Origin of the sequence: Rhodocyclus purpureus, from assembly GCF_016653115.1 — a bacterium.
In the GTDB taxonomy this organism is placed as follows: domain Bacteria; phylum Pseudomonadota; class Gammaproteobacteria; order Burkholderiales; family Rhodocyclaceae; genus Rhodocyclus; species Rhodocyclus purpureus.
The window spans coordinates 56,505-74,740 of sequence record NZ_NHRX01000009.1 but is presented as its reverse complement, the minus strand read 5'-3'; the positions used below and the strand labels follow the sequence as shown (position 1 = coordinate 74,740).

Genomic DNA, 18,236 nt, shown 5'->3' with positions numbered 1-18,236 from the left:
TTTTCCCATGACGCTCACCACAGTCGCTCTTTACGACCGCAGCTCAGGGTGGTTTGGCATCTCCGCCTGATCGGCGACACCGAGGGGCCCGCCCTCATCACTGGTACAGCATGACTTCGCGGACGTTCGCCGCTACGTCTTCTTGGCACACCGACAACTATCTTGACTCAGGGGGTTCTCGACGGGCTTTCCTCGGTGCACTATCGTCAGCGCCTCTTCCCGAGCCGATCCGGTTGCCGGCGCTCTTCCGCCGCAGCGCCACGGCGTCGATAATGTCCGACCCTTCGCGCCTTCAGCATTCTCCACTTCCCCGGTACTCCCCCATGTCCCCTCTGCCCGCCCGCGCCGCCGCGCTTGATCTGATCGACTTCATCGACGCGAGCCCGAGCCCGTGGCACGCCGTCGCCAGCTGCGCGCAGCGCCTGTCGGCACAGGGCTTCATGCGCCTCGACGAGGGCGAGCGCTGGCAGCTCACGCCGGGCAGTCGCCATTACGTCGTGCGCGGCGGTTCGTCGATCATCGCCTTCGTCGTCGGCAGCGAGCCGCTGGTGGAGCAGGGCTTCCGCATCGTCGGCGCGCACACCGATTCGCCGGGGCTGCGCGTCAAGCCGCGCCCGGCGCTCGGCAGCGACGGGCTGCTCCGGCTGGCGGTCGAGGTCTATGGCGGGCCGATCCTGGCGACCTTCACCGACCGCGATCTGAGCCTCGCCGGACGGGTCGTCGTGAACTCGGAAGCCGGTCCACAGACGCGGCTGCTGCGCTTCGACCAGCCCTTGCTGCGCCTGCCGAACCTCGCTATCCACATGAACCGCGAGGTGAACGAGAAGGGTCTGAAGCTCGACAAGCAGACCGAGCTGCCGCTGATCCTCGCCGGCCTCGGCGACGGCGAGGACGCCGAAGCCTGCCTGCGCCGCCTGCTCGCCGATGCAGCCGACGTCGAACCCGGCGAGCTCTTGAGCTGGGAGCTCGCGGTGTACGACGTGCAGGGCGGCAGCCTGTGGGGGGCGGCGGACGAGTTCGTCGCCGCCAGCCGGCTCGACAACCTGGCTTCCTGCCATGCCGCACTCAGCGCCTTGCTGGCGAACCCGCAGCCGCAGGCGACCACCGTCACCGCCTGCTTCGACCACGAGGAGGTCGGCAGCGAGAGCGCAGCCGGCGCCGGCGGCAGCTTCGTCGCCGACGTGCTCACGCGCATCGCCGCGCAGGCGGGGCTCGACGAGGAGGACCGGCGGCGCAGCCTGGCGCGCAGTTTCTTAGTCAGCGCCGACATGGCGCACGCCTACCAGCCGAACTTCCCGTCGGCGTACGAGCCGGGGCACAAAGTGCTGGTCAACGGCGGCCCGGTGATCAAGAGCAACGCCAACCACCGCTATACGACCGATGCCGAGACGGCGGCGCGTTTCATCGCCCTGTGCGCCAAGGCGGGTGTCCCCTGCCAGCACTATGCTCACCGCGGCAATCTCGGCTGCGGCAGCACGATCGGCCCGATCGTCGCGGCACGGCTAGGCATCGCCAGCGTCGACGTCGGCTCGCCGCTGTGGGCGATGCACAGCCTGCGCGAGAGCGCCGGCGCCGACGACCAGGCCTGGATGATCGCCGCGCTCGGCGAACATTTCGCGAGTTGAGCGTGCCCCGCTACCGGCTCCGCACGCCTGCCCCTTAACCCCTAACACCTCGCACCTAACACTTCGCTGAGGGAACTTTCCCTGCCGATTTTTGTCGATGCCTGCCTTCGCGGCAAAGGCGTATCATGCGGCACAGGCGCAGTCGTGCTGCCGATCGGCCCGCTGCGACGACCACGGTTCTTTCCGGACCGAACAACCTCGTGACCATGGCACAGACAACGCATCTCTCCGACCGCCGACTCGTGCGCGAGCTCACGGTCATCCTCGTCGTGAAGATCATGCTCATCACCGCCATCTGGTGGGCCTTCTTCCGCGGCGAGCGGGTGCCCGTCGACCCCGGCGTGATGGCCGCTCAGGCGGTCTCCCCGGCCCTGGCCCCTCGACCCACCACCGCAGGAGAAAACGATGCTCAGTGAGCAACTCGTCGACCTGTCGCGGCTGCAGTTCGCCGCGACGGCGATGTATCACTTCCTTTTCGTGCCGCTGACCCTGGGCATGGTCTGGATCCTGGTGATCATGGAAAGCGCCTGGGTGATGACCGGCAAGGTCATCTACAAGGACATGACCCGCTTCTGGGGCAAGCTGTTCGGCATCAACTTTGCCCTCGGCGTCACCACCGGCATCACCATGGAGTTCCAGTTCGGGACCAACTGGGCCTACTACTCGCACTACGTCGGTGACATCTTCGGCGCACCGCTGGCGATCGAGGGACTGATGGCCTTCTTCCTCGAATCGACCCTGATCGGCCTTTTCTTCTTCGGCTGGGATCGGCTGTCGCGGCAGCAGCACCTGCTGGTGACGGTGCTGATGGCGGTCGCCTCCAACCTGTCGGCACTTTGGATCCTGATCGCCAACGGCTGGATGCAGAACCCGATCGGTTCCGAATTCAGCTACGAGACGATGCGCATGGAGATGACCGACTTCGCGACCGTGCTCCTGAACCCGGTGGCGCAGAGCAAGTTCGTGCATACCGTCTCGGCCGGCTACTGTACCGGCGCCATCTTCGTGCTGGCGATTTCCTCGTGGTACCTGCTGCGCGGGCGCGACGTCGAGTTCGCCAAGCGCTCGTTCCGCATTGCGGCCGCCTTCGGCTTCGCCTCGGCGTGTTCTGTGATCGTCCTCGGCGACGAGTCGGGCTACGCGGTCGGCGAAGCGCAACAGACCAAGCTCGCGGCGATGGAGGCGATGTGGGAAACCGAGCCGGCACCGGCGTCGTTCAACCTGGTCGCGGTGCCCAACGAAGCCGAGATGAAGAACGACTACGCGATCCACATCCCCTGGGTGATGGGCCTGATCGGCACGCGTTCGGTCGACGAGCAGATCCCGGGGCTCAACGACATCCTGAAGAGGAACCGCGAGCGCGTCGTCACCGGCATCGAGGCGGTGAAACTGCTCGAAACGCTGCGCAAGAATCCGCAGGACGAGGTGACCCGCGCCGCCTTCGACGCGGTCAAGGGCGATCTCGGCTTCGGGCTCCTGCTGCGCAAGTACGTGACCTCGATGGACGAGGTGACGCCGGAACTGATCGACAAGGCTGCGCGCGACACGATCCCGCGCGTGACGCCGCTGTTCTGGGGCTTCCGCATCATGGTCGCGCTCGGCTTCGCGATGCTGCTCCTGTTCGGCATGGCGCTCTACGCCTCGGTGAAGGGCGATTTCATGCAGCGCCGCTGGCTGCTGCGCGCCGCGCTCCTGATGTTGCCGGCGCCGTGGATTGCCTGCGAGATGGGTTGGTTCGTCGCCGAGTACGGTCGCCAGCCCTGGACCATCTACGGCGTGCTGCCGACGCACATGTCGGTGTCGACGCTGACGGTGGAGAGCCTGTACGGGTCGCTGACCGGCTTCGTCGTCTTCTACACGATCCTGCTCTGCGTCGAGATGTACCTGATGGTGAAGTTCTCGCGCCAGGGACCGGGCAGTCTCGGTACCGGACGTTACATGAACGAAGCGCACCACGCCTGAGCGGGAGTCAATGTCATGATCTTCGATTATCCAACGCTGAAAGTGATCTGGTGGCTGCTGATCGGCGTCCTGCTGGTCGGCTTCGCCATCATGGACGGGCACGACATGGGCGTCGGCACCCTGCTGCCCTTCGTCGGCAAGACCGACGAGGAGCGGCGCGTTGTCATCAACACCGTCGGCCCGCACTGGGACGGCAACCAGGTCTGGTTCATCACCGCCGGCGGTGCCATCTTTGCCGCCTGGCCGATGGTCTATGCCACCGCCTTCTCCGGCTTCTACTGGGCAATGCTGGCGGTGCTCTACGCGCTGTTCCTGCGCCCGGTCGGCTTCGATTACCGCAGCAAGATCCACAACGCCACCTGGCGCAGCACTTGGGACTGGGGCCTGTTCATCGGCGGTTCGGTGCCGCCGCTGATCTTCGGCGTCGCCTTCGGCAACCTGCTGCAGGGCGTTCCCTTCCACTTCGACGAAAACATGATGTCGTACTACACGGGCTCGTTCTGGGGCTTGCTCAATCCGTTCGCCCTGCTCGTCGGCGTCGTCAGCTCGGCGATGATCACCTTCCACGGTGCGGTCTATCTGTCGCACCGCACCGAGGGTGACATCCAGCGCCGCTCGATCCGCGCCGCGCTGATCTTCGGCTCGCTCCTGATCGTCGCCTTCAGCGCCGCCGGCGTGTGGATCGCCAACGGCAATTTCGGCTACGCGATCACTTCGGCGATCGACCCCGCTGCCCAGCCGAATCCCTTGCTCAAGACCGTCGCCGCGCAGCCGGGCGCCTGGCTCGCCAACTACGCGGCGATGCCGGCGACCAAGCTCGTCCCGGCGCTCGCCTACGTCGGCGCCTTGCTGGCGCTGGCGCTGGTCGCGATGCGGCGCACGCTGCTCGCCTTCGTTGCTTCGTCGCTGGCGATCGTCGGCGTCATCGGCACCGCCGGCGTGTCGATGTTCCCGTTCGTGATGCCCTCGTCGAGCGTGCCCGGATCGAGCCTGACGGTGTGGGACAGCGTCTCCAGCCAGGGCACCCTGACCATCATGTTCTGGGTGGCGCTGATCTTCGTGCCGATCATCATCGCCTACACGAGCTGGTGCTACAAGGTGATGGCCGGGAAGGTCACCACTGCCTACATCCGCGAAAACGAGCACTCCGCGTACTGAGAGAGGAACAGAACATGTGGTATTTCGCCTGGATACTCGGCATCGGTCTCGCGGTGATGCTTGCCATCCTCAACGCGCTGTGGGGCGAGAACGAGGACGCGCGCGAGGAAAGCCGGCGCGCCGCCGCGAAGGGCTCGGGTAAAGCACCGGGACATGGACCCGCTGCGCACTGAGCCGCCGGCCCGTGGTGATGCGGACGCGCACGAGCCGCGCGCCCGCATCCGCTGGTTGCCGCTCGTCACCGCGATCGCGGTCATGCTCGGCATCACGGTGTGGCCGAACGGCCTCGCTGCCCCCGGCGGCGGCGCCGACCACTGGGCGGCGACGGCGCTGTTCTGGTCGATGAGCTCCGGCTTCGTCACCGGCGTCGGTTTCGTCCCCCGCTTCGTCGTCTGGCGCTGGCTCTTCTCCGGCAGCGCCTGCCTGCTCGGGCTGCTGCTCGCCGCCTGGCGGCTGTGGAGCGAGGGCATGCTGCCCGGCGCGTTCTGAAGGATCTCGAGCGCTGCCGGTCGTCAGTCGCTGTCGTCGGGCGCCCGGAAATCGTTCGCGATCCAGGCGTTCACGCTCTCCCGATTGAAGCGGTAGTCGGCCGGCACGCGCACCCGTGCGACCTCGGCACCGTTCGCGTCGATCGCGCTCAAGAGCGCGTGCGGCTCGTACTCGTCGGGGACGATGTCGAGGATGACTTCCCAGTCGCAGCCCTGCGCGCAGACGCTCAACTGCTTGCGCAACTGCCAGCGCAACTGCCGTTCATGGCGCAGCAGCGCTTCGCCGGCCGCCTTCACCAAGCTGGCGAACGCCGCCTGGTCGAGCGGTTTTGGCTCCAGCCCGTCGCGGGCGACGGGCCACGGCGCGACATGCACAGGCTCGGATGCGTCGCCGTGCAGCACCTCGACCGCCCAGCCTTCGTCCTCGCTGCGCACCACCCGCGCCGTCCAGAAGCCTTCCTGCCACAGGCGATCCTCCCTCAACGCCGCGTCAGCCGACGCGCTTTCGTCGCTTGCTGAGTCGGGAGCTTTCATCTCCAGCGTGACTGCGGCAAGGGTGCGCGACGTGTCCCGTGGAACTGCGGGTTTACGCCGCGGGCGAGGGCTGCGCAGTGGGGCGACGAAGGGCGTGGGGTCGAACTCGAGGGCAAGTTGATTCATCGCAGGCGGGATCGGCAGGTTGGGCGACGCCTGCACCGGGATGTTCCGGTACAGGCACCGTGCCCACGGCGGCGAGCCGGCGGCGCGGATACTGTTATTTTATACAGTCATCGGCCGAGATCAAGCCCGTTTCAGTCGTCGGACCGTTCAGTCCTGCCTCTCCGGGAACGAGCCCTTGAGCCCGTCGAACAGTGCGCGATAGACCGCGCGCACCTGTGCTTCGCTGCAGCCCATCAGCAGCGCGTCGTCGAGCGCGTCCTGCGCCAGTTGCTTCAGTTCGAGGAAGTTCTCGTTGAGCACGAGGATCTTCTCGGTGCAGGCGATCACCGACCCGTCGGGGCGCAGCCAGGCTTTGGGCGGCTGGCCGGGATCGTCCTGTTCCGCGGTCGGGGGAGTGATGGGTTCGCTCATGGTTCTGATCTGATCAAGGTGAAACTGCGAAGCGTCGCGGCAGAGCTGCAGTGCTGAGCAGCAGCCCGTCATCGCGAGCCCGCAGGGCGTGGCGATCCAGTGCGTGGGGCTGGAAGCGGATCTCGCGCGGCAGGTCGCAAGTAAGCCGAGACGGAAGAACGAACTGGATTGCCACGGCGCTACGCGCCTCGCAATGACGGGATGGACGCGCGTGGACCGTTGCATGCCTTGGGGTGGTACTCAGCATGACTGTCGGTTCAGCCACGCCGTGCGGCGCCGGCGAGGAACTGGTCGACGCGCGCGGCGACGCTGATTTCCAGGTCGCCGGCGAGGCAGTCGAAGGTTTCCGGGCGCAGCGTGTTGTTCATCCAGGTCAGCTGGCGCTTTGCCAGCTGGCGGGTGGCGGCGCTGCCGCGGTCGAGGAGTTCGCCGCGCGGGTAGAGTCCGTCCTGCGCTTCCCACACCTGCCGGTAGCCGACGCAGCGCATCGACGGCAGCCCCGGGTGCAACCGGTAGCGCGCGCGCAGGTCTGCGACCTCGTCTTCGAGGCCGGCGGCGAGCATGGCCTTGAAGCGCGTGCCGATGCGCTCGGCGAGGACGCTGCGCGCCGATGGTAACAGGCCGAGCGCGAGGGCGTCGGCGACTGGGGGGGCCGCCTGTTGCGCGAGCAGCGCCGACATCGGCTGGCCGCTCACGCGGCAGATCTCGAGCGCGCGCTGGATGCGCTGCTGGTCGTTCGGTGCCAGCCGCGCGGCGGTGGCAGGATCGAGCTTCGCCAATTCGGCGTGCAGTGCCGGCCAGCCGCGTTCCTGCGCTTCGGCGTCGATCGCGGCGCGCGTCGCCGGGTCGGCGGCAGGCAGGTCGGCGAGTCCGGCCTGAAGCGCGCGGAAGTAGAGCATGGTGCCGCCGACCAGCAAGGGAACGCGGCCGCGCGCGTTGATCTCGCCGATCAGGCGGCTGGCGTCGGCGACGAACTGCGCCGCCGAGTACGCTTCCTCCGGGCCGATGATGTCGACCAGGTGGTGCGGGAAGGCCTTGAGCGTCGCCGCGTCGGGCTTGGCGGTGCCGAGGTTCATGTCGCGGAAGACGAGCGCCGAGTCGACGCTGACGATCTCGAGCGGGAAGCGCTCGCTCAGCGCGATGGCCAGATCGGTCTTGCCGCTGGCGGTCGGTCCCATCAGCAGGATCGCCGGCGGCAGCGCGCTGCGGCCGGTGCGGGCAGGGCTCATCATCGTCCGCGCAGGAAGAGGCGGTCGAGCTCGGCCAGGGACAGTTGCGTCCAGGTCGGCCGGCCGTGGTTGCATTCGCCGCCGCGCTCGGTCGCTTCCATCTGGCGCAGCAGTGCGTTCATCTCGGCCACCGAGAGCTGCCGGTTGGCGCGCACTGCGCCGTGGCAGGCCATCGTCGCCAGGAGTTCGTTGCGTTGTGCTTCCGACAGGCGGCTGATGCCGTAGTCGCAGAGGTCGGCGATGACGGCGCGCGCCACCCGCGTCGGGTCGCCGCCGGACACCAGCGCCGGAACGCCGCGCACGGCGAGCTGGGTCGGCCCGAGCGGCGCGATGTCGAAGCCGAGCGCGGCGAGTGCCTCGCCGTGCTCCTCGACCGCGGCGACCTCGAGCGCGCTGGCCTGGAAGACGGCGGGGATCAGCAGTGCCTGCGTCGCTGGTTGGCGACCGTCGAAGTCGCGCTTCAAGCGCTCGTAGAGGATGCGCTCGTGCGCCGCGTGCATGTCGACGAGGACGAGCCCGCCCGCGTTCTGCGCGAGGATGTAGATGCCGTGCAGTTGCGCCAGCGCGAAGCCGAGCGGCGGCGTGGTGCTGCCGACGTGGACCTGGGCGACGGAGTCGCTGCGCGCGGGGGCGGCTGCGGGCACCACGCCCGGCGCAACTGATGGAGTTCCTTCGGCTATGCTCGCTGCGGGCGCGACGGGTTCGGCGAGGCGCGTCGCCGGTTCGGTGGCGGCAGGGGGCGTTTGGGTTGCGCCGAGGACAGGCACGAGGACTGTCGCAGCCGGGGCTGGCGTTTCCTCTGCACGGGCAAGCGATTCGCGCGGGCCCGCCGCTGCTTCGTCGCGGCCGCCAGCGGCGAAGGCGTACCAGGCGGCGACGGCCTTCTGGTCGGCGTGCTGCGGGCGGGCGGGCGGCGGCGCGGTGAAGGGCTTGCGCTCGCTGCTGCGCAGGGGGATCAGCGGTGGCGTGTAACCGCCGGTGCTGCCTGGGCTGCCTGTGCTGCGTGCAGCGCCGGCTACCGGCGACGACCCGCGCGCCGCGGCAGCCGTGCGGGTTTCGTCATGGCCGGTCGCCGGCGACGGCGCGCTGCTCTGCGGCGTACGGGCAGCGCCGGACGCCGTCGCGGCAAGCGCGCCGGGCGTCACCGCGAGGGCGCGCTGCACCGCGTGGAAGACGAACTGATGCACCGAGCGCGATTCGCGGAAGCGGACCTCGGTCTTCGCCGGATGCACGTTGACGTCGACCTCGGTCGGGTCGATCTCGAGGAAGATGCAGTAGGCCGGCTGCGCGCTGCCGTGCAACTGGTCGCGGTAGGCTTCGCGCAGCGCGTGTGCGAGCAGCTTGTCGCGCACGAAGCGCCCATTGACGTAGCAGTACTGCGCGTCGTTCTTCGCGCGCGCCAGCACCGGCAGGCCGACGCGGCCGGAGACGCGCAGCGTGCCGGCGACGGCTTCGAGCGGGTGCGAACCGGCGAGGAAGTCCTCCCCGAGCACGGCGCCGGCGCGTCGCGCCGGGTCGGTCGCTGGCAGCAGCAGGCCACCCCTGCCGTTGTGCGTGAGCGTGAAGGCGACCTCGGGATGCGCCAGCGCGATGCGGCGGACGACTTCGACGCAGTGCGCGTACTCGGTCGCGGCCGACTTGAGGAACTTGCGCCGTGCCGGCGTGTTGCCGAACAGCTCGCGTACCTCGATGACCGTCCCGGCGGCGAGCGCCGCCGGTTCGGGACTGGCGCCGCTAGGGCCACTGGGGCCGCGCAGGCGCCAGGCGTGCGCCTCGTCGCGCCGGCGGCTGGTCAGCGTCAGCTCGGCGACGGCGGCGATCGACGCCAGCGCCTCGCCGCGGAAGCCGAGCGTGCCGACACGTTCGAGGTCGGCGAGGGAGGCGATTTTCGAGGTGGCGTGGCGGGTGAGCGCGAGCGCGAGTTCGTCGCGCGCGATGCCGACGCCGTCGTCGGCGATGCGGATCAGGTCGATGCCGCCGCCTTCGAGTTCGATGACGAGCTTGTGGGCCCCGGCGTCGAGGGCGTTCTCGATCAGTTCCTTGAGCGCTGCGGCCGGGCGTTCGACGACCTCGCCGGCGGCGATCTGGCTGATCAACAGGTCGGGGAGGGGCTGGATGCGGGGGAGGGCGGACATCCCGCCATTATCGCTGAAGTGCGCCGCGCGCTGCTGCGTGAAACAATCGCGGGAGCGGCAGCCGCCGCGAATGTGTGAATGAAAACAGAATAAGGATCTGGATCGCCACGGCCTGCGGCCTCGCGATGACGGGGCGGAAGCCGAGATCTTGCCAGCCGGCGCTGCTGCGCCGCAGCGTGGCTACGGTAGAATGTCGGGGCTGCGTAGCAACGCGGCAGGCGGGTCGCGGCTTTCGGCGGCAGCGGCAAGGAAACTCCGGCGGATGGAATATCTCGCTTTTTTCGTCGATCTCATCCTGCATCTCGATCGCCACCTCGAGGTGATGGTCGCGCAGTACGGGGTCTGGATCTACGCGATCCTGTTCGCGGTCATCTTCAGCGAAACCGGCTTCGTGGTGACGCCTTTCCTGCCCGGCGATTCGCTGCTCTTCGTCGCCGGCGCGCTGGCCGCGCTCGGCGGCATGGACATCGGCGTGCTGCTGGTGGTGCTGGCGGTGGCGGCGATCCTCGGCAACACGGTCAATTACCAGATCGGCCGCTTCCTCGGTCCGCGCGTCTTCCAGTGGGAGAGCTCGCGCTTCTTCAACAAGGCGGCGCTGGAGAAGACGCATGCCTTCTACGAGAAACACGGCGGCAAGACGCTGGTGCTGTCGCGCTTCATGCCGCTGTTCCGTACCTTCGCGCCCTTCGTCGCCGGCGTCGGCTACATGTCCTGGCCGCGCTTCATCGGCTTCAACCTGGTCGGTGGCATCGCCTGGGTCGGCTCGCTGACGCTGGCCGGCTACTGGTTCGGCAACGTGCCCTGGGTGCGCCAGAACCTGAGCCTCGTGATCTTCGCCATCATCGGCGTCTCGCTCTTGCCGGTGCTGTTCGGCTGGTTGTCGCATCGGCGCAGCGCCGCCTGAACCCGCGCACCGCTCTTACAAATTCATCGACTGCAGCGCCCTGACGCGGCCCAGGCCAGCCATCCAAGTACTTGCCGCCTTGTCCGTGCGGGCGGCACAACAGGTCTCCCATGAAATCGATCGTCATCCTCATTTCCGGTCGTGGCAGCAATATGCACGCGATCCTCGATGCCATCGCCGACGGCTCGCTGCCGGTCAAGGTCGCCGCCGTGATCTGCAATCGCCCGGGCGCCGCCGGGCTCGCCTTCGCCGCTGCGGCCGGGGTGGCGACCCGTGTCGTCGACCACCGCGAATTCGCCGACCGTGCTGCCTTCGACGCCAAGCTCGCCGCCTGCATCGACGAGTTCTCGCCCGACGGCGTGGTCCTCGCCGGCTTCATGCGCATCCTCGGTGACGACTTCGTCAGGCACTTCGCCGGCCGCCTGTTCAACATCCATCCGTCCTTGCTGCCGGCCTTTCCGGGCCTGCACACGCACCGTTCGGCACTTGCCGAGGGCGTTCGCGTGCACGGCTGCACGGTGCATTTCGTGACGCCGAAGCTCGACCACGGTCCGATCATCGTGCAGGGCGCGGTGCCCGTGCTCGACGGCGACGACGAGGACACGCTCGCCGCACGCGTGCTCGTCGCCGAGCACCGCATTTACCCGCAGGCACTCAGGTGGTGGGCGGCTGACCGCTTGCGCGTCGAGGACGGGCGTGTCCGTCTGCTGCCGCCGGCGACGCCTGATCCGGCCGTGAACGCTGCCGCGCCGGCGCTGCTGATCGCGCCGGCGGCTGCCTAGGCGAGCGATGCCGCTGGCGCTGTTCGCCGCCCTGGTCGCGTCGATCGGCGCGCATGCGCTGGCCCTGTTCCTGCCCGACGTCGACCTGTCGACGGCGCCCGCGCCGCCGGTCGTCGCCGAGATCAGGCCGGTCGCAGCGCTGACGCCGGTCGCGCCGCCGGCGCCTGCCAAGCCGCGGCCGAAGCCGCCGCGTGCAGCGAAGCAGGCCGTGCCTGCCGCTGCTCCGGCGCCTGCACCTGCACCCGTCGCCAGCGACGAGGGCCACCTGACGCCCGGCGGTGAGGTCGGCGGGGGCGACGAGGGGGCTGCGCTGGATCAGGGAACTGCGGCGGAGCAGGGGGCGGCTGCCGAGGCTGCCACAGCCGTCGGGCAGGCACTGCCGGCGCAGGGGACGATCCGCTACCGCGTCTATCGCGGCACGCAGGGCCTCGAAGTCGGGCGCTCGACGCATTCCTGGCAGATCGCAGACGGCAGCTACCGGATCGACGCGCTGACCGAGACCAGCGGCCTCGCGGCCTTCTTCAAGCCGCTGGCGATCGAACTGGCGAGTCGCGGTCGCATCGACGCCGCCGGCTACCACCCCTATTCTTTCGTCATCCGGCGCAACGGCCAGGAGACGCGTGAGCGTGCCGATTTCGACTGGGCAGCGGGGATGGTGCAGATCGGCGACAAGCCGGCCGAGCCGCTCGCCGACGGCGCGCAGGACCTGCTCAGCTTCCATTACCAGCTGGCCTTCCTGCCGCAACTGGCGGGCAGTGGCGTGGCGCCGCTTGCGCTGCCGATCGCCACCGGCAAGAAGTTCGAGCGCTACCGCCTGCAGGCGCTCGGCGACGAAGAAATCACCACCCCGGCGGGCGTCTTCCAGACGCTGCACCTGATCGCGCCGGGCGACAATACGACCGAGTTGTGGCTGGCGCGCGAGCGCTGGCTGCTGCCGGTTAAAATCCGCCACACCGACCGTCACGGCGGCAGCTTCGAACAGCTCGCCGACGTGATCCAGACGAGTTCAGACTGAGGCCCGCTTCTCCATGGCAATCTCTCCCGCCGTATTTTCCCGTGCCGAGGCCGTCCTTGGCGAGTTGCTGCGTTTCGCCGCACCTGCCGACGCGACCCTGTCGCAGTATTTCCGCCGCCACGGCGAACTCGGGCGCGCCGACCGCGCCTTCGTCGCCGAGACCACCTTCGCGGTCCTGCGCCGCAAGCGTTCGCTTGCCGCGCGCTGCTTCGACGACGTCACCTCGCGCCGCCTGCTGCTCGCCTCGCTCGCCTGCGTGCAGGGCTTGAACCGGCGCGAACTGCAGTCCCTGCTGAGCGAGTCGGAAACCAAGTGGCTGGCCGACGCCAAGGCGGTGAAGCTCGCCGAACTGCCGCCGGCGGTGCGCTGCGACCTGCCCGACTGGCTCTACGACGCCTTCGTCGCGCAGATGGGCCAGGAGCAGGCAGAGGCGCTCGCCGAAGCGAGCAAGCATTCGGCGCCGCTCGACCTGCGCGTCAATCCACAGAAGGCCGATCGCGACCAGGTGCTGGCGCGCCTTGCCGCCGACGGCATCGCCGGCAAGGCGACGCCGTTCTCGCCGCTCGGCATCCGCCTGGCCGGCAAGCCGGCGCTGGCCAGGCATCCGCTCTTCCTCGACGGCAGCATCGAGGTGCAGGACGAGGGCAGCCAGTTGCTCGGCTATCTGGTGCAGCCGAAGCGCGGCGAGATGGTCGCCGACTTCTGCGCCGGCGCCGGCGGCAAGACGCTGCTGCTCGGCGCGCTGATGCGCTCGCAGGGGCGGCTCTACGCCTTCGACGTGTCCGACAAGCGGCTGGCCGCGCTGAAGCCGCGGCTGGCGCGCTCGGGTCTCTCCAACGTGCATCCGGTACGCATCGAGTCCGAGCGCGATGCGCGCGTGCGCCGGCTGGCCGGCAAGCTCGACCGCGTGCTGGTCGATGCGCCTTGCTCGGGGCTCGGCACGCTGCGCCGCAACCCCGACCTGAAATGGCGGCAGACGCCTCAGGCGATCGAGGAACTGGCGGTGAAGCAGGCGTCGATCCTCGCTTCGGCATCGTCCCTCGTGAAGCCGGGCGGCCGCCTGGTCTATGCCACCTGCAGCCCCCTTGCTGCCGAGAACGACGCCATCGTCGACGCCTTCCTCGCCGCGCATCCCGAATTCACGCCGCTGTCGGCCGGCGAGGTCCTGCGCGCGCAGGGGATCGCGATCGACGCCGGTGAAAGGCTGCGCCTCTCGCCGCTGGAACACGGCGTCGACGGATTCTTCGCCGCGGTCTTCGTGCGCCGTTGATGCCATGAACGACCGCGAACTGTTCGCGCTGCTGCGCAGCATCTGGGACGAACTGCACGAGCCGGCGGCGCTCTGGCAATTGGCGGCGCTCGTCGCCAGCCTGCTTGTCAGCCAATGGCTGAGCGGGCTCTTGCGCCGGCGCGCGCTGGCGCGTGCCGGCGAGCGCGGCGGGCTGCGCGACTTCACCGAGAGTGCGGTGCGCCGCGTATCCTTCCCGCTGATCGCGCTGACGCTGGTTTTCCTGGCACGGGCTGCGCTCAAGCCGTGGTGGGGCTACGGCGCGATCCTCGACCTGGCCGTTCCGCTCCTGCTGTCGCTGGCGCTGGTGCGCGCGACCGTCTATGTGTTGCGCCACGCCTTCGCGCCGAGCGGCTGGCTGGCGACCTCGGAGCGTTTCTTTGCGCTCTCGGTCTGGCTGTGCCTGGCGCTGTACATCAGCGGACTCGCCAATCCGCTGATCGAGATGCTTGAGCAGTTCTCGTTCAAGGTCGGCAAGCAGCAGCTCGACCTGTGGATGATCCTGCACGCGACGGTGACCGTGCTGGCGACCCTGCTCGTCGCGCTCGGGGTGGCGGGCTTCCTCGAACAGCGACTGCTGGCGGCGCGGGAAATGGATTCGAACGTGCGCGTGCTGCTCGCGCGCCTGGCCAAGTCGCTGCTCTCGGTGCTCGCGCTGCTGTTCAGCCTGTCACTGGTCGGCATCGACATCACGGCGCTGTCGGTGTTCGGCGGTGCGCTGGCGGTCGGCCTCGGTTTCGGCCTGCAGAAGATCGCCAGCAACTACGTCAGCGGCTTCATCATCCTGCTCGACCGCTCGATCCGCATCGGCAACATGATCGTCCTCGACGCGAACACCTCGGGGGTCGTCACCCAGATCACCACCCGCTACACGGTGGTCAATACCCAGGCCGGTACCGAGGTGATCATCCCCAACGAGTACCTGGTCAGCAACATCGTTAACAACCGCTCGCTCACCGATACGCAGGTGCGCCTCGCGGTGCAGGTGCAGATCGCCTACGATGCCGACATCGACCTCGCGATGCAGCTGCTGACCGAGGCGGCGCGCGCGCAGCAGCGTGTCCTCGCCGATCCGCCGCCACGAGTCCTGCTCACGCAGTTCGCCGACAGCGGCATCAACCTCGAGCTCGGTTTCTGGATCGCCGACCCGGAAGCCGGATCCGCCAATATCCGTTCCGACATCAGCCTCGCCGTGTTGCGGGCCTTCCGCGCCAACGGCATCGAGATTCCCTTCCCGCAGCGCGAGATTCGCGTGCTTGGCGGGGCGGCGGTGCCGGTCGCGGCCAGGGACTGAGCGGCAAGTCTCGGGCGCGTGGCGCGCCAAGGCCTGCCGGCGACGCTCAAAAAAAAATCCCGCTAACCTTTGCGGTTGCGGGATTTGATCAGTGTCGGGGAGCGACAGCAAATCAGGCAAAATCAGGAGGTAATGCAGCTTGGCCGTGCCGCAGAACTTGGTTCATATCTTAGCGACGCAGGCCGGCCGGGTCTGTTGCGCTTGCTGGCCTGTTTTGTGACAGCGTGTTTCACGAGGACGACGCCTCCGCCGCGAAATCCCAGCAAAAAAAATCCCGCGGCCTGCGCGGGATTCAAAAACCCATCGGGGGAGATGGGATATCAGGGAGGTTCAAACAATTGCCAGCGAGGGGGCGCTGAAGCAATGACCAAATTCTACAAGTTGCACCGGGTAAGGTCTGTTGCGCTTGTGCTTGGCTTGCGTGACGGGCTGTAACGACGGTTACTAACGCTTCGCCTGCTCGCGGCGCCGTGCCCGCCAGCAGCGGAAGGCGAACGAGGCGAGCGTGATCGGAATGGCGATGGTCAGGCCCTTGGCGAAGTCGATGCGCCCCTCGACGAGGAGTTCCCAGGCGACGACACCGATGAAGATCCCGAAACCCTCGGCGACGGGAAACTCGCGGAGCCACTGCTTCCCGCGGAATTCAGTTGGATACGATCGCATTTGCTTGGTCGGTGAGAAAGGCTTGGTGATTGCACACCAGGCTTGGCAGCCTGCATGCGACGACGCGCAGTCGGCCGGTGATCACTTCGGACTCGCACGGGCAGTCGCGGCCGCCGAGGAGCATTTGCTGACGAGGATTCATGTGCGGGCCTGTTGATGGCCAACCGGGACATCGTAACGCCCCGGCGGCAGACTCTCTTCCATACTTGCGTCACAGTTACGTGACGAATTGTGCCACTGGCCAACTCAGTGTGAATCGTGCGCCACCGAGCGGCGCAGCCTCGGCCTTTGCTTCGCCGCCGTGCTGTTCGAGCACCAGCCGCGCGATGGCCAGCCCCAGGCCGTAACCGCCGGTCGAGCGGTCGCGCGAACTGTCGAGGCGGGTGAAGGCCGCGAAGACGCGCTCCCTCTCCTCGAGCGGGATGCCGCAGCCGTCGTCGTCGACATGGACGACGATGCGTTCGCCGTCCACCTCGGCACTGACGACGATCTGCTTTTTGGCGTACTTGATCGCGTTGCGCAGGAGGTTGGTGAAGGCGTAGGGCATGCTCTTGCGGTCGAGTTCGACCTGCAGTTCCTCGGGCAGCCGGCTGGTATCGACGCCGATGTCGAGGTGGCGACCGAGGATGCGCAGCGAATCGACCTCCTCCTCGAGCCAGGGCGCGAATTTGACTGGCGCAAGGTTGAGCTCCGGCGGTTCGCGCTCGAAGCGCGCGTAGGTGAGGCTGGAGTCGATCAGTCCGTCGAGTTCGTCGAGATCGTCCTCCATCATCTGGCGCAGACGGCTGCGTTCACGGTGGTCATCGGTTTCGGCGGCCATTTCCAGCGCGAAGCGCATGCGTGCGATCGGCGTGCGCAGTTCGTGCGAAATCGCGCTCGACAGTTCGCGCTGGGTCGCGATCAGGCGCTGGATGCGCTCGGCCATCCCGTCGAAGGTCTCGGCCAGGAGGTCGAAGGCACTGCTGCGCACGCGCGGGGCGCGCGCGTCGAACTGTCCTTCGCCCAGTGCGCGCGCGGTCTGTCGCATCGCTTCCAGGTCGCGCCAGAACGGGCGAACGAAAAACCAGACGGCGATCGCCAGGATCAGGCCGATCACCGTCCAGGTGAGGAGGCGGATGCGCAGCTCGAGCGACAGGCTGCCGTGGTATTCGGCGTTGGCGCGCGGCGAGAGCGGGCCGACGACGAGGACCTGCGAGGTTTCCTTGAGACGGTGGTAGAGGATGTCGCCGTCGGGAGAGACGGCGAGCTCGCCCGAGTCGAGGCGTTCTGATTGCTTCGGGTCGAGGCGCAGCGTCCAGCGCTCGACGATGTCGAGTCGGTAGGCGAATTGTTCGTCGATGGTCTTGACCTGCTTGGGCCACTCGATCTGCGGTCGACGAAAGAGTTCGTCCTCGATGAGGACGATGGTGCCGCGCATGAAGCGGCTCATGTAGTCCTCGGTGACGCCACGGATCGCCATCGAAATGACGAAGTCGGCGAACAGCGCGATGACGATGAACGAGGTCGCGGCGAGCAGGTAGAAGTTGAAGAACAGCCGCGACAGGCTGTAGCCGCCGCGCCACGGTTGCGGCTTGTAGCGGCCGAGGATGGCCAGGAGCTTGTGGCCGCCGTTCTCCGCGCTATTGCCAGTCATGCTTGCTGAACAGATAGCCTTTGCCGCGCACCGTCTTGATCCGTTTGGGGTTGTCGGGGTCGTCGTCGAGCTTCTTGCGCAGGCGGGAAATACGCGCGTCGATCGAGCGGTCGAGGCCGTCGAAGCCGATTCCACGCAGCTGTTGCAGCAGGTCGTCGCGCGAGAGGATGTTGCCCGCGTGCTGCGCGAGCAGCCACAACAGGTCGAATTCGGCGGTGGTCAGGTCGATGATGTCGCCGCCGAGATGCGCGGTACGCGTCGCCTGGCTGATGCGGAAGCGGCCGAAAGCCAGTTCCGCCTCGGAGTCGCTGTGGGCTGCGGCGGTGCCGGTCGGCGCGCGGCGCAGCAGCGCCTTGATGCGTGCGAGCAGGAGGCGTGGCTGAGCCGGCTTGGTGACATAGTCGTCGGCACCGAGTTCGAGTCCGAGGATCTGGTCGAAGTCCTCGTCGCGCGCGGTGAGCATGACGATCACGCCCGCGTAGTGCGGACGGACGCTGCGGCAGACTTCGAAGCCGTCCTTGCCCGGCAGCATCACGTCGAGCACGACGAGATCGGGGAGTTCGCTGAGGATGCGGGCTTCGGCGGTGTCGCCGCGCCCCTCGATATTGACTTCGAAGTCGTTCTTGCGCAGGTATTCCGCCGTCAGTTCGGCGAGGCGCTCGTCGTCTTCAACCAGCAGGATGCGTGTCTTCATGGCGCCATGATAGCCAAAGCACGGCGAAGAATGAACCACCCGGACGGCGCTTTCTGCAGCGGCGCTGGCGATGCACCGCGTCAGTGCGTTTGGCCGGCTTGCGCGCGTGCCTTAGAATCGCTCGCCGGAGACCCGCCAACTGCGTGCTTGCAGGAGCGGGAGCGGGAAGAGGATCGGAGCGGTAAGAGGATCGGGATGGGGATGGTCGAGCACAATTCAGCGCCAGGCGGCCGGATTCGCCCCCGGCGCTCGGGAATAGGTGGCGCGCTCAGTCAGGCGTGCCCCGGCCTGCGCA

18 protein-coding genes are annotated in these 18,236 nt (G+C 67.9%); 11 read left to right on the top strand and 7 right to left on the bottom strand.

The features are described 5' to 3' along the window. The first annotated feature begins 323 nt into the window (after positions 1-323). The 6 genes from CCR84_RS01240 (at position 324) to CCR84_RS01215 (ending at position 5,234) form a co-directional block, all read left to right on the top strand. Positions 324-1,625, top strand: a complete 1,302-nt coding sequence (locus tag CCR84_RS01240; protein WP_201209114.1) for a M18 family aminopeptidase — start codon at positions 324-326, stop codon at positions 1,623-1,625. A gap of 206 nt (positions 1,626-1,831) precedes the next feature. Next, entirely contained in the window at positions 1,832-2,041 is a 210-nt protein-coding gene (gene cydP / locus CCR84_RS01235) for a cytochrome oxidase putative small subunit CydP (RefSeq protein ID WP_201209122.1), read from the top strand. Next, a complete protein-coding gene (locus CCR84_RS01230; RefSeq protein WP_201209113.1) occupies positions 2,031-3,587 on the top strand; it encodes a cytochrome ubiquinol oxidase subunit I in 1,557 nt (518 codons plus the stop codon). Before cydP ends, CCR84_RS01230 begins: the two co-directional genes overlap by 11 nt. 15 nt (positions 3,588-3,602) lie before the next feature. Continuing rightward, on the top strand, positions 3,603-4,745 hold the full coding sequence (gene cydB / locus CCR84_RS01225; RefSeq protein WP_201209112.1) for a cytochrome d ubiquinol oxidase subunit II: 1,143 nt from the start codon (positions 3,603-3,605) through the stop codon (positions 4,743-4,745). Positions 4,746-4,759: 14 nt separating this feature from the next. Further along, a complete protein-coding gene (gene cydX, locus CCR84_RS01220) occupies positions 4,760-4,918 on the top strand; it encodes a cytochrome bd-I oxidase subunit CydX (RefSeq protein ID WP_201209111.1) in 159 nt (52 codons plus the stop codon). Further along, the gene (locus tag CCR84_RS01215; protein WP_201209110.1) at positions 4,899-5,234 is read left to right on the top strand and encodes a cyd operon YbgE family protein; all 336 of its coding nucleotides are present in this window, start codon (positions 4,899-4,901) and stop codon (positions 5,232-5,234) included. Before cydX ends, CCR84_RS01215 begins: the two co-directional genes overlap by 20 nt. Positions 5,235-5,257: 23 nt before the next feature. Here the strand turns inward: CCR84_RS01215 and CCR84_RS01210 are convergent, their stop codons facing one another. From CCR84_RS01210 to mutL, 4 genes are all read right to left on the bottom strand, one after another. After that, a complete protein-coding gene (locus CCR84_RS01210) occupies positions 5,258-5,767 on the bottom strand; it encodes a hypothetical protein (protein WP_201209109.1) in 510 nt (169 codons plus the stop codon). Between the two features lie 273 nt (positions 5,768-6,040). Then, on the bottom strand, positions 6,041-6,304 hold the full coding sequence (locus CCR84_RS01205) for a hypothetical protein (RefSeq protein ID WP_242508470.1): 264 nt from the start codon (positions 6,302-6,304) through the stop codon (positions 6,041-6,043). 257 nt (positions 6,305-6,561) lie between these two features. After that, positions 6,562-7,533: a tRNA (adenosine(37)-N6)-dimethylallyltransferase MiaA gene (gene miaA / locus CCR84_RS01200; protein ID WP_201209108.1), complete on the bottom strand. Its 972-nt coding sequence runs from the start codon at positions 7,531-7,533 to the stop codon at positions 6,562-6,564. Beyond that, a complete protein-coding gene (gene mutL, locus CCR84_RS01195) occupies positions 7,533-9,668 on the bottom strand; it encodes a DNA mismatch repair endonuclease MutL (RefSeq protein ID WP_201209107.1) in 2,136 nt (711 codons plus the stop codon). Before mutL ends, miaA begins: the two co-directional genes overlap by 1 nt. 262 nt (positions 9,669-9,930) lie before the next feature. Here mutL and CCR84_RS01190 point away from each other — a divergent pair, with 262 nt between their 5' ends. From CCR84_RS01190 to CCR84_RS01170, 5 genes are all read left to right on the top strand, one after another. Next, positions 9,931-10,572 (top strand): DedA family protein, encoded by a 642-nt coding sequence (locus CCR84_RS01190; RefSeq protein ID WP_201209106.1) that lies wholly within the window; start codon positions 9,931-9,933, stop codon positions 10,570-10,572. A 110-nt stretch (positions 10,573-10,682) separates the two neighbouring features. After that, positions 10,683-11,354 (top strand): phosphoribosylglycinamide formyltransferase, encoded by a 672-nt coding sequence (gene purN / locus CCR84_RS01185; RefSeq protein WP_201209105.1) that lies wholly within the window; start codon positions 10,683-10,685, stop codon positions 11,352-11,354. 7 nt (positions 11,355-11,361) lie between these two features. Then, on the top strand, positions 11,362-12,369 hold the full coding sequence (locus CCR84_RS01180) for a DUF3108 domain-containing protein (RefSeq protein WP_201209104.1): 1,008 nt from the start codon (positions 11,362-11,364) through the stop codon (positions 12,367-12,369). A gap of 13 nt (positions 12,370-12,382) precedes the next feature. Next, positions 12,383-13,639 (top strand): RsmB/NOP family class I SAM-dependent RNA methyltransferase, encoded by a 1,257-nt coding sequence (locus CCR84_RS01175; RefSeq protein ID WP_201209103.1) that lies wholly within the window; start codon positions 12,383-12,385, stop codon positions 13,637-13,639. A 4-nt stretch (positions 13,640-13,643) separates the two neighbouring features. Next, on the top strand, positions 13,644-14,951 hold the full coding sequence (locus CCR84_RS01170; RefSeq protein ID WP_201209102.1) for a mechanosensitive ion channel family protein: 1,308 nt from the start codon (positions 13,644-13,646) through the stop codon (positions 14,949-14,951). A gap of 444 nt (positions 14,952-15,395) precedes the next feature. On the opposite strand, the gene CCR84_RS01165 is transcribed toward CCR84_RS01170, so the two are convergent. From CCR84_RS01165 to CCR84_RS01155, 3 genes are all read right to left on the bottom strand, one after another. Next, the gene (locus CCR84_RS01165) at positions 15,396-15,614 is read right to left on the bottom strand and encodes a hypothetical protein (protein ID WP_201209101.1); all 219 of its coding nucleotides are present in this window, start codon (positions 15,612-15,614) and stop codon (positions 15,396-15,398) included. 217 nt (positions 15,615-15,831) lie between these two features. Further along, the gene (locus CCR84_RS01160; RefSeq protein ID WP_201209100.1) at positions 15,832-17,247 is read right to left on the bottom strand and encodes an ATP-binding protein; all 1,416 of its coding nucleotides are present in this window, start codon (positions 17,245-17,247) and stop codon (positions 15,832-15,834) included. Next, positions 17,234-17,941, bottom strand: a complete 708-nt coding sequence (locus CCR84_RS01155; protein WP_201209099.1) for a winged helix-turn-helix domain-containing protein — start codon at positions 17,939-17,941, stop codon at positions 17,234-17,236. Before CCR84_RS01155 ends, CCR84_RS01160 begins: the two co-directional genes overlap by 14 nt. Between the last annotated feature and the right edge of the window lie 295 nt (positions 17,942-18,236).

Excerpts from the sequence above, each read along its gene's own strand:
- CCR84_RS01240 (WP_201209114.1), top strand. The coding sequence starts at position 324 with ATGTCCCCTCTGCCCGCCCGCGCCGCCGCGCTTGATCTGATCGACTTC.
- cydP (WP_201209122.1), top strand. The coding sequence starts at position 1,832 with ATGGCACAGACAACGCATCTCTCCGACCGCCGACTCGTGCGCGAGCTC.
- CCR84_RS01230 (WP_201209113.1), top strand. The coding sequence starts at position 2,031 with ATGCTCAGTGAGCAACTCGTCGACCTGTCGCGGCTGCAGTTCGCCGCG.
- cydB (WP_201209112.1), top strand. The coding sequence starts at position 3,603 with ATGATCTTCGATTATCCAACGCTGAAAGTGATCTGGTGGCTGCTGATC.
- cydX (WP_201209111.1), top strand. The coding sequence starts at position 4,760 with ATGTGGTATTTCGCCTGGATACTCGGCATCGGTCTCGCGGTGATGCTT.
- CCR84_RS01215 (WP_201209110.1), top strand. The coding sequence starts at position 4,899 with ATGGACCCGCTGCGCACTGAGCCGCCGGCCCGTGGTGATGCGGACGCG.
- CCR84_RS01210 (WP_201209109.1), bottom strand. The coding sequence starts at position 5,767 with ATGAAAGCTCCCGACTCAGCAAGCGACGAAAGCGCGTCGGCTGACGCG.
- CCR84_RS01205 (WP_242508470.1), bottom strand. The coding sequence starts at position 6,304 with ATGAGCGAACCCATCACTCCCCCGACCGCGGAACAGGACGATCCCGGC.
- miaA (WP_201209108.1), bottom strand. The coding sequence starts at position 7,533 with ATGAGCCCTGCCCGCACCGGCCGCAGCGCGCTGCCGCCGGCGATCCTG.
- mutL (WP_201209107.1), bottom strand. The coding sequence starts at position 9,668 with ATGTCCGCCCTCCCCCGCATCCAGCCCCTCCCCGACCTGTTGATCAGC.
- CCR84_RS01190 (WP_201209106.1), top strand. The coding sequence starts at position 9,931 with ATGGAATATCTCGCTTTTTTCGTCGATCTCATCCTGCATCTCGATCGC.
- purN (WP_201209105.1), top strand. The coding sequence starts at position 10,683 with ATGAAATCGATCGTCATCCTCATTTCCGGTCGTGGCAGCAATATGCAC.
- CCR84_RS01180 (WP_201209104.1), top strand. The coding sequence starts at position 11,362 with ATGCCGCTGGCGCTGTTCGCCGCCCTGGTCGCGTCGATCGGCGCGCAT.
- CCR84_RS01175 (WP_201209103.1), top strand. The coding sequence starts at position 12,383 with ATGGCAATCTCTCCCGCCGTATTTTCCCGTGCCGAGGCCGTCCTTGGC.
- CCR84_RS01170 (WP_201209102.1), top strand. The coding sequence starts at position 13,644 with ATGAACGACCGCGAACTGTTCGCGCTGCTGCGCAGCATCTGGGACGAA.
- CCR84_RS01165 (WP_201209101.1), bottom strand. The coding sequence starts at position 15,614 with ATGCGATCGTATCCAACTGAATTCCGCGGGAAGCAGTGGCTCCGCGAG.
- CCR84_RS01160 (WP_201209100.1), bottom strand. The coding sequence starts at position 17,247 with ATGACTGGCAATAGCGCGGAGAACGGCGGCCACAAGCTCCTGGCCATC.
- CCR84_RS01155 (WP_201209099.1), bottom strand. The coding sequence starts at position 17,941 with ATGAAGACACGCATCCTGCTGGTTGAAGACGACGAGCGCCTCGCCGAA.